Source organism: Insulibacter thermoxylanivorax, assembly GCF_015472005.1.
Taxonomy (GTDB): domain Bacteria; phylum Bacillota; class Bacilli; order Paenibacillales; family DA-C8; genus Insulibacter; species Insulibacter thermoxylanivorax.
Genome location: NZ_BMAQ01000030.1, coordinates 1 through 12,265, shown reverse-complemented (window position 1 = coordinate 12,265; position 12,265 = coordinate 1). Strand labels below are relative to the sequence as shown.

11 protein-coding genes and 1 pseudogene are annotated in these 12,265 nt (G+C 54.0%); 2 read left to right on the top strand and 10 right to left on the bottom strand.

The genetic code is table 11. From position 1 onward, the window contains the following. Nucleotides 1–80: 80 nt before the first annotated feature. Nucleotides 81–569, bottom strand: coding sequence for a post-transcriptional regulator (locus PRECH8_RS14715; protein ID WP_308808487.1), 489 nt, complete (start codon nt 567–569; stop codon nt 81–83). A 202-nt stretch (nt 570–771) separates the two neighbouring features. Here PRECH8_RS14715 and spoVB point away from each other — a divergent pair, with 202 nt between their 5' ends. Continuing rightward, nucleotides 772–2,355 (top strand): stage V sporulation protein B, encoded by a 1,584-nt coding sequence (gene spoVB, locus PRECH8_RS10785; protein ID WP_242457544.1) that lies wholly within the window; start codon nt 772–774, stop codon nt 2,353–2,355. A gap of 41 nt (nt 2,356–2,396) precedes the next feature. Here spoVB and PRECH8_RS10780 read toward each other — a convergent pair whose 3' ends face one another. Then, nucleotides 2,397–3,089 (bottom strand): DUF421 domain-containing protein, encoded by a 693-nt coding sequence (locus PRECH8_RS10780; protein ID WP_200967151.1) that lies wholly within the window; start codon nt 3,087–3,089, stop codon nt 2,397–2,399. Between the two features lie 238 nt (nt 3,090–3,327). Here PRECH8_RS10780 and PRECH8_RS10775 point away from each other — a divergent pair, with 238 nt between their 5' ends. Further along, entirely contained in the window at nt 3,328–3,717 is a 390-nt protein-coding gene (locus tag PRECH8_RS10775) for a TIGR04086 family membrane protein (protein WP_200967112.1), read from the top strand. A 143-nt stretch (nt 3,718–3,860) separates the two neighbouring features. Here PRECH8_RS10775 and yajC read toward each other — a convergent pair whose 3' ends face one another. From yajC to PRECH8_RS10735, 8 genes and pseudogenes are all read right to left on the bottom strand, one after another. Next, the gene (gene yajC / locus PRECH8_RS10770; RefSeq protein ID WP_200967111.1) at nt 3,861–4,235 is read right to left on the bottom strand and encodes a preprotein translocase subunit YajC; all 375 of its coding nucleotides are present in this window, start codon (nt 4,233–4,235) and stop codon (nt 3,861–3,863) included. Nucleotides 4,236–4,262: 27 nt separating this feature from the next. After that, nucleotides 4,263–5,402, bottom strand: a complete 1,140-nt coding sequence (gene tgt / locus PRECH8_RS10765; protein ID WP_200967110.1) for a tRNA guanosine(34) transglycosylase Tgt — start codon at nt 5,400–5,402, stop codon at nt 4,263–4,265. A gap of 24 nt (nt 5,403–5,426) precedes the next feature. Then, complete coding sequence (gene queA / locus PRECH8_RS10760; protein ID WP_200967109.1) at nt 5,427–6,473, bottom strand: tRNA preQ1(34) S-adenosylmethionine ribosyltransferase-isomerase QueA; 1,047 nt, start codon at nt 6,471–6,473, stop codon at nt 5,427–5,429. A 5-nt stretch (nt 6,474–6,478) separates the two neighbouring features. Next, nucleotides 6,479–8,593, bottom strand: a complete 2,115-nt coding sequence (locus PRECH8_RS10755; RefSeq protein WP_200967108.1) for a SpoIID/LytB domain-containing protein — start codon at nt 8,591–8,593, stop codon at nt 6,479–6,481. Between the two features lie 161 nt (nt 8,594–8,754). Then, nucleotides 8,755–9,763 (bottom strand): annotated as a pseudogene (gene ruvB / locus PRECH8_RS10750) (Holliday junction branch migration DNA helicase RuvB). Nucleotides 9,764–9,974: 211 nt separating this feature from the next. After that, nucleotides 9,975–10,586 carry a Holliday junction branch migration protein RuvA gene (ruvA, locus tag PRECH8_RS10745; RefSeq protein WP_200967107.1) on the bottom strand — a complete coding sequence of 204 codons (612 nt, stop codon included), beginning with the start codon at nt 10,584–10,586 and terminating at the stop codon, nt 9,975–9,977. Then, nucleotides 10,583–11,086, bottom strand: coding sequence for a crossover junction endodeoxyribonuclease RuvC (gene ruvC, locus PRECH8_RS10740; protein ID WP_200967106.1), 504 nt, complete (start codon nt 11,084–11,086; stop codon nt 10,583–10,585). The genes ruvA and ruvC overlap by 4 nt, the downstream gene beginning before the upstream one ends. Nucleotides 11,087–11,185: 99 nt before the next feature. Continuing rightward, nucleotides 11,186–12,028, bottom strand: coding sequence for a BofC C-terminal domain-containing protein (locus tag PRECH8_RS10735; protein ID WP_200967105.1), 843 nt, complete (start codon nt 12,026–12,028; stop codon nt 11,186–11,188). Nucleotides 12,029–12,265: the final 237 nt, after the last annotated feature.

Here is a 12,265-nt window from a genome sequence, read left to right as displayed (position 1 = left end):
AACTCCCTTCAACAGCTCAATATTGCTATTATACCTGCCGTAAAACGGAATCGCAAACGAGCCGGCATCTGCCGCGTATCCTATTCGTCGAGTTTAAACCCTTTATACGCGTTCAATGTCAGCCAGTTCATATAGGTCGTCACCTTAAGAGACAAGATATCGTCTACCAAGCGATGCAAGGGCGGAATCCCTGTCTTGGCATAATTCTCGCTCAAGAACTCCCAGATCTCCTTGCCCGTGATGCCATCATAGCCCAGCAGGGCAAACTCTTCTGCCTTGCTCATGCAAAGTTCTTCGATGGCCCGGTTCAAGAATTCCGCATCATCGCTGTCATCCGCTGCCCCTCGAGGAGTCTCTGGTCCCAGCGGATTCTCGATCGCTTCTACTTCTATGGTTTTCTCCGGTGCTTGTGCAGATGCAGATTCTGATTGGTGCGCGCGGTTATGTTCGATGTTTCCTTCGATCAGCACATCCATGCCCGGTTTCTTCGGGGCCTGAACATCTCGCGCTGCCGATTCCTCCTTGTCAATTCCTAGCAGATCTGCATGTTGTTCCTTAATGTGTTTCATGATGACAACCCTCCGTTTCCGCACCGACTATGTGTTCTATACTTTTTCGCCGCGAGCCCGCAAATTCCTGCAAACGTTTTAGCGATCAGCATCTCCGCGCCTGCAGCAGCTTGACCAAAGTTTCAAGCATAGGCTTGGCCCTCTTCCGCATATGCATGAAATATGTAATCCATTTGATCGCCTATTCAAGGAGCAGGGTATAGTGAACAAAATCAAACAATCCTTCATCCATGGTACGATCATCCTCCTGGCCGCAGGAATCATTAACCGCATATTAGGCTTCGTGCCGCGCATCACCTTGCCGCGGGTCATCGGCGCGGAAGGCGTCGGGCTCTACCAGATGGGCTATCCGCTGCTTAATATCTTGATCACCATCATCACAGGGGGGCTGCCGCTTGCCATCGCCAAACTGGTCTCTGAAGCGGAATCATCGGGGGATGAGCAGATGGTGCGGCGCATCCTGCGCGTCTCCCTCACCTTCGTCATCGTCGGCGGCCTATGCTTCTCGCTGTTCTGCCTGTGGATCGCTCCCTACGCCGGGACGCATCTCATGACGGACCGCCGGGTGATCCCGACGATCGCGGTGATGAGCCCGATCATCACCGTCGTCGGCATCTCCTCTGTATTCCGCGGCTATTTTCAAGGAAGGCAGAACATGATTCCAACGGCCGCATCGCAGATCCTTGAAACCATCGTGCGCATCTTCGCTATGCTCCTCTTCGCCTGGTTCCTGCTCCCCTACGGGGTGGAATGGGCAGCCGCCGGTGCCATGGCCGGCGTGCTCTTGGGCGAGATCGGCGGATTGATCGCACTCCTCATGATGTACCGTCGGCACCACCTGCTGAGCACCGCGCCTGCACATGCGGCTGCACATGCTGTTCCTTACTCCAGAGGGAGGCACCGCGCCGCCTTTCGCAAGCTGATGCAGACTTCGATTCCTGTAACCGCGGCAAGGTTCGTCGGTTCCGGTTCCTATCTGCTGGAATCGATCATCACCGTGCACAGCCTCGCCGCCGCAGGCATCGCCACCGCGATGGCCACCGCCCAGTATGGAGCGCTGCAGGGGATGGTGATTCCGATCCTGCTCCTGCCGGGGGTGCTCACTTATTCCTTATCCGTCTCCCTGGTCCCGTCCCTGTCTGAAGCCTCTGCCCGCGGCGACATGAGAACGATTCACAAACGGCTGCATCAATCGATGCGTCTCGCTCTGGTCGCAGGGGCACCCTTTGCCGTGATCATGTATTTGCTGGCGGACCCGCTGACCTATTATCTCTATGCTGATGGTTCAATCGGCCATCTCCTCAGACTGATGGCGCCCGCTGCGATCTTTTTGTATTTTCAGAACCCGCTGCAAGCCGCTCTGCAAGCCCTTGACCATCCGGGCCAAGCCCTGTTCAACTCCTTCGCAGGGGCATGTGTGAAACTGACACTCATCGTACTGTTGGCTGCCAAGCTGAAACTCGGCATCGTCGGCGTCATCCTGGCGATCAATGTGAACATCGTGCTGGTTTCCTTGCTGCACTACATCAGCGTGATGCGGACGATTCGCTTCCGTTTGCGGACCGCCGATGTGTTCATGACGGCGGGCTGTTCTGCCGCCATGGGCATCGTGATGCTGCTTGCCCGCTCCGTGCTGTGGCAGACCTCCGGCTGGCTGAACCTGCTCGCATCGATCGGCATCGGACTTACCGTCTATCTGGCCGCCGTATTCTACTGCGGCTTGATCGACAAGCATGACCTCATCCGCATTCCCTGGCTTGGACCGCGGCTCAGGAGAATAAAATAGACCTGCTGCAGACGGGGCGCTGTTCTCTCCATCTCTTCGTTTTAGGATTCTTTGGTATCTTTTTTGTCAATATACAGCTGTCCTTTATGATCGATCGTCAACAGGAAGATGCTCTTGAAGTCCTTAATTCCGCGCTTCCGGATCTGTTCCCGGAGCCAGAATCGGTTCTGTCCGATCTTCTCTAAGTTCTCGTCCAGCACTTTACCGTCCATGATCAGCGGCAGAGGCAAACCTTCGTAGCGAATATTCACACGCGGCAGCTGCTGGCTGCCTTCCTTCCCCATGCTTTTCTTATCAAAAGCCGTCAGCTTCCCGGTGGTCTCCAGAACCGCGAATTCCACATCGGCAGGGTTGTAAATCTTGTTCTCTCTTAGCTGCAGCAGCAGATCATCCAAGGTATACCGGAGCCTTCGCATCTCTTGATCCCGAATCTCTCCGTTCTCCACAAGCACGCTGGGTAATCCGTCGAAGGTTCGCCGCAGCTTCTCGTTCTTCAAAGAGATGAAGGCGAGGATGATCTGGATGCCGACTAACACCGCCATCGGCAGGATGCCCTTGATGATCTCAGTATTCGTATCTTCAATCGTCAGGACGGCCAGCTCCGCGATCATGATCGAGTTCACCAGATCGAAGACTGACAGCTTGCCGATCTCCCGTTTGCCCATCAAACGCAATGCGAGGAAGACCAGGAAGTACATCAGCAGCGTGCGTAAGAAGATCGTCGTCAGTTCCATTCCGGCATGGCTCCCTCCGCATCGAAGTTGGCACTCCACAAGTCGTACATCCTATTGTGACCGGGTGTGCCTGCGATCATGCGGCCGCACCGCCTTCAATTGTTGGCAGTCAGAATACTCTCGACTTGCATCTCAACCGTTCATACAAACAAACAGCATAGGTTCAAGCAGTTCTAAGCATTCAGGCTTGACCATACAATGTAACAACAGACGATCACTCGATAGGAGGTATAGATAGATGGCGACTGTCGGCAATGTTAATCCGGTTAAAGTAAAACCGCCCCTGATGACGGGACTGGTCTATTCCTTTGTGTTTATGGCCGTATGTACGATCATCCTCTCTCTGATGCTGTGGCTGAGCGACTTTCGCGAACACTCGTTAAGTGCAGCAGCTTACGTCATACATGGAGCTTCGGTATTGACAGGGGGATTTGCGGCTGGTAGGCATTCCCTTCGCAAAGGCTGGATGAACGGAGGATTAGTCGGTCTGTTCTATGCGGGAATTATCATCTTGGTCGGTTTCTTAGGGTTTAATGTCGGCTTCTCGCTCCATACGCTTCTGCTCACCGGCTTATGCATGGTCGCAGCTTCTGCGGGCGGGATTCTCGGCGTAAATACGAGGAAGTAATATTTTATCTTGCCACACAAAAAACAGACTGCCTCTCGCCAACTGCTCTCCTTGAACAACGTAATCCCAGCGGATTCCGCTGTCACGTTCATAGGAGAACAATTCCTAGCGGGCAGTCTGTTCTTGTTTCTTCATGCGGTGTTTTAATCCTTCACTTTGCCATCGGCTTCCTTGCTTGCTTCGTTTTCCTCTTTAGGTTCGGATTTCTTCTCATCGATATTCGGGCTGGACACCACGTTGTTCACTGCGGAACGGTCAAAGGTAAGCCGCACCCCGTCGCTTACTTTCAGCACGATGATATCGTCCGTGATCGAGTCGATCGTTCCGTGCAGTCCGCCGATCGTCACGATCTTATCGCCCTTCTTCAGCGCACTCAGCATCTGATTGCGGAGCTTATTGCGCTTCTGCTGCGGACGGATCAGCAGGAAATAGAACACGAGGAACATCACGACGAAGGGCAGGAGTAAGCCGACAGCGCTGGTGGCTGGATCTGCAGCTGCAGCCTCTTGCAAATACATAGGTTTTCCTCCTTCAAATCATGGGTATTAGAACCCGCTTTCGTTGGCATGCATGCCGTATTTCTCGAAGAACTCGTCGCGAAAATCTAACAGCCGATCTTCCATGATCGCTTGCCGCACCCGGCGCATGAGATTGATCAGAAAGTATAGATTATGATAGGTCGTCAAGCGAATGCCGAAGGTCTCATCGGCCTTGATCAGATGCCTGAGATAAGCGCGGGAATAGTTGCGGCATGTGTAGCAATCGCACTCCGGATCCAGCGGCCCGAAGTCTCTTATGTACTTGGCATTGCGAACGACCACGCGTCCCTGACTCGTCATCGTCGTGCCGTTGCGCGCGATGCGGGTCGGAAGCACGCAGTCGAACATATCCACGCCGCGAATCGAGCCTTCGATCAGTGCGTCGGGAGAACCTACCCCCATCAGATAACGGGGCTTGTCCGCAGGCAGGTATGGCATGGTTGCTTCCAGCATCTCATACATCAGCTGCTTCGGTTCACCCACACTTAATCCTCCAATAGCATACCCTGGGAAATCCATTGAAGTCAACTCCAGGGCGCTTTGTTTGCGCAATTTTTCGTACATACCGCCCTGCACGATGGCGAAGAGCGCCTGATCATGCGGCCGCGCATGTGCCTGCAAACAGCGCTCCGCCCAGCGCGTCGTGCGCTCGAGGGACTGTTTCACATAGCTTTCATCCGCAGGATAGGGCGGACATTCGTCGAAGGCCATGATGATATCGGAGCCCAGTGCATTCTGGATCTCCGTCGCTTTCTCAGGTGACAGGAAGAGCTTGTCCCCGTTCAGATGGGAGCGGAAAGTGACGCCCTCCTCAGAGATCTTCCGCAGGTCGCTTAGGCTGAACACTTGGAAGCCGCCGCTGTCCGTCAGGATCGGCCGCTGCCAATTCATAAACGTATGCAGTCCTCCGGCCTCACGGATGATCTCATGTCCTGGACGCAGGAACAGATGATAGGTATTGCTCAGGATGATCTGCGCATCCATCTCGATCAGCTCTTCCGGGCTCATCGTCTTCACCGTCGCCTGCGTGCCCACAGGCATGAACACCGGTGTATCGATCACGCCGTGCGGCGTGTGAAGGCGTCCGAGTCTGGCGCCGGATTGCTTACAGGTCTTGATCAGTTCATATCTAACAGGATAAGTCAACCGAGTACCCCTTTCTTGCTATCGTTAATAGATAAACATCGAATCCCCGAAGCTGAAGAAGCGATACCGCTCTTTCACCGCTTCGGCATAAGCATGCATCACGTTCTCCCTGCCGGCCATGGCGCTGATCAACATCAGAAGCGTGGACTTCGGCAGATGGAAATTCGTCACAAGGCCATCGACCAAGCGAAATTGATAGCCCGGGTAGATGAAGATATCCGTCCAGCCGCTTGTCTCCTGCAGCGGCTGATCGCCAAACTTCTGTGCCGCCGTCTCCAGCGTGCGGCAGGAAGTCGTGCCGACAGCGATGATGCGCCTTCCCTCTGTTCGCGCCTCCTGGAGCACCTGCGCCGTCTCTGCAGGGATGCTGTAGTACTCCGCATGCATCTTGTGCTGTGTGATATCCTGCACCGACACGGGGCGGAAGGTTCCTAATCCGACATGCAGCGTCACAAAGGCGATCTGCACGCCTTGCGCACGCAGCTGGGAAAGCATCCCCTCCGTGAAGTGCAGCCCCGCCGTAGGTGCTGCAGCCGAGCCCGGATGCTGCGCATACACCGTCTGATAGCGTTCCTTATCCTCCAGCATCTCCCGAATATAAGGAGGAAGCGGCATCTGACCTAGCTTATCAAGGATTTCGAGAAATACTCCCTCATAGTTAAAGCGGACGAGCCGTCCGCCGTCGGGCAACTCCTCCTCCACTTCCGCGCTGAGCAGCGGCTTTCCGGCGGCATCCTCACCGAAATCGATCCATGCGCCCTTCTTCAGCCTGCGGCCGGGCCGCGCCAATGTCTCCCATCGGTCTTCTTCCAATTGCTTCAGCAGCAAGAGTTCTACATGAGCACCGCCGCCCCGCTTCCGCCCGATCAGTCGGGCCGGGATCACGCGTGTATCGTTTAAGACAAGAACATCCCCCGGTTTAACAAAATGAACGAGATCGCGGAACTGATAGTGCCCGATCTCGCCCGTATGTTTATTCAAGGTCATAAGCCTGGAGCTTGACCGGTCGCTCAGGGGGGTCTGCGCGATCAAGCTCTCCGGCAGCTCATAGTCAAATTGTTCGATATCCATGTCGTTCATCCTCTGATCACTTGCACATCTTTGTAATAGTATTGGAGAATCTTCTGGTAATCATACCCAATCTCCGCCAAAGCCTTGGCGCCGTATTGGGACATGCCCAAGCCGTGCCCGTAACCGCGGCCGATGAAGCGGAATCTCGGATCCAAGGTGCCTGTGCGGATCTCTTGTTTGCCGTTCATCGCATACAGATATTCCCCCTGAACCGGCTGCGCTGTAGAGGCCGAATGGCCGGTAAGCACATAGAGTTCCGCTGCAGGATACATATCCTTCACATTGGCCGTCAAGTTACCCGCCGCAAGGATCGTCAGATCATTGGTCTGATCGATGTCAAAACGCGTGCTGCGCAAGCCGCCCATCACCGTGCGGTAGGCATCCGGATAGGAGACCTGAACCTTCTCATGGCCGTTCGCCACCACAGAGATCACCCGGCCGGAGATGCCGCGTTCTGCAACATGGAGGGATCTAAGCTCGCCGGCAATCGGAGCCCGTGCATACTGGTTGATGCGGCTTAGAAGCTGATCGGCCTTCCACGTAACTGAGACCCAGCTGTAAGGATTGGACTCCTTCATCGTCTCCAGGACGATCAACACATCGCCTTGCTTCACTTGCGTGATCGGTGTACCTGATGTATCCGGGCTGGGACGCACGTTCACGCTTGGTTCGATGACCGATACCGTCGTCAACCCCGCAGCCGTCGTTCCCGCCGTGCGCACCAGATCCTGTCTCACATAGCCGACCAAACCGCTCGGCGTGATCACGCGATGCCACGTGTGCCGGCCCTGTTCGGCGACATCATCGGGGCTCGGCACGCTGTGTAGATAGTCCACCGCCGTACCCCATACCTCATCGGTATGGCTGGTGAACCCGCCGGCATTGGAGGAATAGAACGGCGTGATCAAGCTGTGATCCTTTCGGTTCACGACAACTTCGGACTTCGTCGCATCAACCGCCCGTACAGCTGCAGCCGTTTCCGTGCCATATCCGTAATAGGCTTGGTCATAAGTGGTGTCTGAGATGTGTGCGATGCCGTATTTCATCCCTTGCTGCAGGGCATAGGTCCGAGCAGCAACAGCCTGAGCTTTAAGTGCCTCCATCGGAAAGCTTCCGCCCATCTCATTGCTCACAACTGCATACAGATATTGCTCGAAGGGCAGTTCATTGATCAAGGCCAGCCGATCGTTGTACTGCGTGATCTCCATGCTGCCGCGATAGGTGCGGCCATATCGTTCATGAACTTTGATGCCTGGAACCGAAGCGGTGAACCATACTTTCTGGTTCTTAGCATTGAAGTAATAATGCGGTATCGCCCGGTCGTCGGTATGATCCATACGCAGATATAGATACGGTTGGGAATGATCGGCTGCACTAAGGGGGAATTCCGGAACCGCAGCCAGCGCGGTGTTCTTAACTTCCTCCAATTGCTCGCTGGAAGCAGCCTCGCCAATCCAGACGCTGCAGACGAGCATCTGATCTGCATTCTCATGATAGACCAGCGCAGCATCGATGCCCCGCTCCTGATAGATCGATTGCACCGCTTTGGCTTCCTGCTCCGTGGCGAATGTGCCCGCACTCAGATGATAGGGGCCTGTGATCTGAACAGGGAAGCCGTTCAGCAGAGATGATGCTCTGTAATTTGCCAGCAGGCGTTCCTTCGCAGCATTTGCTTCTTGCAAGCTTTGATAGTTGCCTGCCGTCACTTGATAGACAACCGCACCGTTTCGCACGGTGCTTAGCACGAAAGCACGTTCGCGGTTATTCATGATCGCTGCCAATTCCTCAGCAACCGCTTTAGCAGCGCTTAATTCCGTCGATTCATACATGACGATGCGGAATTGGTCGATGCTGAACCGGACTGGTGAACCGTCCTCGATCGAAAGCCAGCTGCGAATGCCTTCCGGAGTACGAAGGCCGATCTGTGCAGGACTTGCGATGGAGAAGGTAACGGCCGGTGCCGTTTCCCGCGTCTGAATGAACAGGGCGACGCGAATGTTGTCCAGCTTAGGGATTGCCGCCTGCGCCGTACCGCTGAATCCCGGCAGGATCAGCGTCCATAGAAGTGCAGCGCAGAACAGCCATGCCAACTTGCTCCATCGTTTCTTCACCATCATCATACCGTTTCCGCCTCTCCTATCTTTACATATGCAGATTAAATAGCTCATACTCATTAGACTTGTCCAATATCAAAAAGTTGCTGCCTCCAGCAGGATTCCTGTCGGATTGCCGCAAGCAAGAACCTTGCTGCTTCGATCCAGATCTTGATGATCCTGATCTCTCAATCCTGCTTCTTCGGATAAGGGATGCCCATATGCCGATATGCCTGCTCTGTTACCATGCGCCCGCGCGGTGTGCGCTGCAGGAAGCCGATCTGCAGCAGATAGGGCTCATAGACATCTTCGATGGTCTGGGATTCCTCGCCGATGGTCGCGGCGATGGTCTCAAGTCCCACGGGACCGCCGCGGAAATTGCGGATAATCGAATCCAGCATCTTATGGTCAATATGGTCGAGTCCCATCGAATCTACCTGGATCATCTCCAGCGCATCACGAGCCGTCTCCAGGGTGATCGTGCCGTCCCCCCCGCACCTGCGCATAATCGCGCACCCGCTTCAGCAGACGATTGGCGATCCGCGGCGTGCCGCGGGAACGTCTCGCGATCTCCTCCGCGGCTTCCCCGACGATCTGTACGCCAAGGATATCCGAGGCGCGGCTGACGATGAACGTCAGTTCTTCTACAGTGTAATATTCCAGCCGCGTCATAACTCCGAAGCGGTCGCGAAGGGGGGCCGACAAGAGCCCCGCCCTGGTCGTGGCTCCAATCAATGTAAAAGGAGGCAGTTCCAAGCGGACCGAACGCGCACTTGGTCCCTTGCCGATGATGATATCCAAGGCGAAATCCTCCATCGCCGGATAGAGGACTTCTTCTACGGAGCGGTGCAGCCGATGAATCTCATCGATGAACAGCACGTCCCCCTCTTGCAGATTCGTTAAGATCGCCGCCAGATCGCCCGGCCGCTCGATCGCCGGTCCCGACGTCGTGCGCAGATTCACGCCGAGCTCGTTGGCGATGATGTGGGACAGCGTCGTCTTGCCGAGTCCAGGCGGACCGTACAACAACACGTGATCAAGCGCCTCCCTGCGCATCTTGGCCGCTTCGATATAGATCTTCAGATTCTCTTTGGCTTTCTGCTGGCCGATATATTCTGCCAGATAACGAGGACGCAGGCTGAGTTCAACCTCTTGATCCTCCATCATCAGGTTGGCAGATATGATGCGGTCCTCCATACCGGCTCCTCCTCATGTTCGAACTGGTTAAGTACTTCTCTAGACTACCTCTCTCTTTGACGCCTTCGCTTTAACTTAAAATACGGAGATAAATGCGGTGATTTGATAACCTGTATCACAACTTTCGATGGATTCCTCCGGATGAATGCTATGCTATTACCTGCTCTCAGCAGCCTGCCGCATCTGCTTGCAACAGCCAAGCATCGCAGCTTTATTTTGCCGTGAACAACACCTGCAGAGCCTTCTTCATCAGCGTCTCGACGGTATCTTCATCGGACACCTTCCCTTGGATCATCTGCCAAGCCCGATCGGCCTCTGCTTCTCGATAACCAAGAGCGAGCAGTGCTTCCTTCGCTTCTTGCCATGGAGAAGCGGTGTCGGTCGCCGGAACTGCAGGCAGCTCTTCTTTCACTATAACATCGCTGAAGCTGTCCAATTTGTCCTTCAGATCAAGGATCATGCGCTGCGCTGTTTTCTTGCCGACACCGGGAAGCCGCGTCAGGTAGGCGATATCCTCCCTCTGAATAGCAACAACCAGCGCTTCCGGCCGTCCTCCGGCTAAGATACCGAGTGCAACCTTAGGTCCGATGCCGCTGACTTCCAGGAGCTTACGGAATAACCGCTGTTCTTCTCTGGTCGGGAAGCCGTACAGCAAGATCGCATCCTCCCGTACATGCTGGTGGGTATATAACACCACATCGGAATCCTGATTCAGAAGGGCGTATGGATTGCTCACATAAACTTGATATCCGATACCATTCACATCAACTACAGCGTAGTCAGATTCTATGTATGCGATCGTCCCGCGCACGTAATCAATCATCGCTTCAATCCCTCTTTTAACTTGGCGTAATAACCGTTAAACTGCGAATGACAGATCGCCACTGCCAGGGCATCTGCCACATCATCCGGCTTAGGGATCTCCGATAACTTAAGCAGGATGCGAACCATCTCTTGAACTTGTTTTTTCTCTGCTTTGCCGTATCCGACGACGGCTTGCTTCACCTGCAGAGGCGTGTATTCTCCGATCTCGAGATCGTGCTGCACGGCAGCCAGCATGATGACGCCCCGCGCTTGTCCGACGGTGAAGGCCGTGGTCACATTGCGGTTAAAATACAATTTCTCCACGGCAATCGCGTCCGGTTTATACCGCTCGATGAGCTGGTTAAGAGATTCATAGATTAATTTCAAACGAACCGCTTGATCCAGATGGGCCTCGGTTGTAATGCTCCCATATTGCACAGGGGTCAATTTGCTCCCTTGTTTGTCGATGAATCCGAACCCGACGATCGCGATCCCGGGATCGATGCCTAGTATTCGCAAGAAGTTTCACCCGCTTAGAACATGCCATAATAATAAAAAAGAAAAGCGAACATACATTCACTTTTCCCATTATAGCACAGGCTGTTATACAGCGTCATGTTATTGTGTGATTTTCATATTGTCAGATGCTTCTGCTTCAGCAGCTTCAGCTTCAAAACCCTCTGTTTCGACTGTTTGATCGCGCTCGCTTTTCTCCACCGCATACTGGCTGAAAGTGGAGATCACGCTGTTATATTGTGCATAATCGCGGATGCGAATCCCGTTATACAAGCTTTCGATCGCCTCCTCTGGCAGACTGGACTTCAAGTGTTCGATATCGATCTGAAAAAAGGTCCGAATCACCTGTTCCTCCGCCGGCGATCCCTCAAACAATGTCAAATGATCCATGGCATCCAGGCCGATATATGCCGATTGTTTGCAGCGTTCAGACAGATCCTCGATGTATTCGTAGAAGATAATGACCTCTTCGCTGGAGCTGCTCATGGACGCAGCTTCGCTTTCATTTCCGGACTTAGCATCGTATTCATTCCCGGACGAAGTACTATAGTTGCTGCCGTACTCATCGACCTGCCAATTTGGATGCTGCTCCAACAGTTCGAGGATTTGCTTGGAGGTCAGCTTGCCGTATGATTGCTTCTCTTCTCCGCACACATAGATCCTATAGACTTCGACGGATTGTTCCACCTCGTGTTCCTGAAGATAGGATATTAATTCAGTGCGCGCCTTGCCTGTCGAATCCGACGCAGCCCATGCTGCAATCGCTTGTTCCCGCAGCCTCTCTGCGGAATTCTGCGCAGTCTGTTCCTCCTCATGGGTGTTCAAGGCGAGAATCGCTGTGCCGGCTGCGACGATCAAGAAGATGAAGCTGAGTCCCAGCTTGCGCCTTCTTCGAAATATCCTCTTCAGTTCTTTCAGCAAACCAGATAAACGTCGAGTATTCACATCGATCCCCTCTTATCCAGTCAGCTCCGCCGTTATCCATGTAAGCCGCGGAAGCCAGTTGTTTCTATCTATTGTGACCAGATCAACGGGGATCTATGCACAGGAAAACCGGTTCGGCGATGATGTGAGAGCTCGGAGGTTTTGTACAATTATTAGGATAAAACATGCTGCCGAGAAACCCAAAATGCCGTTTTATACGATTTTTCGGACAAAACTCGGTTCTGAGACCGTCATCTC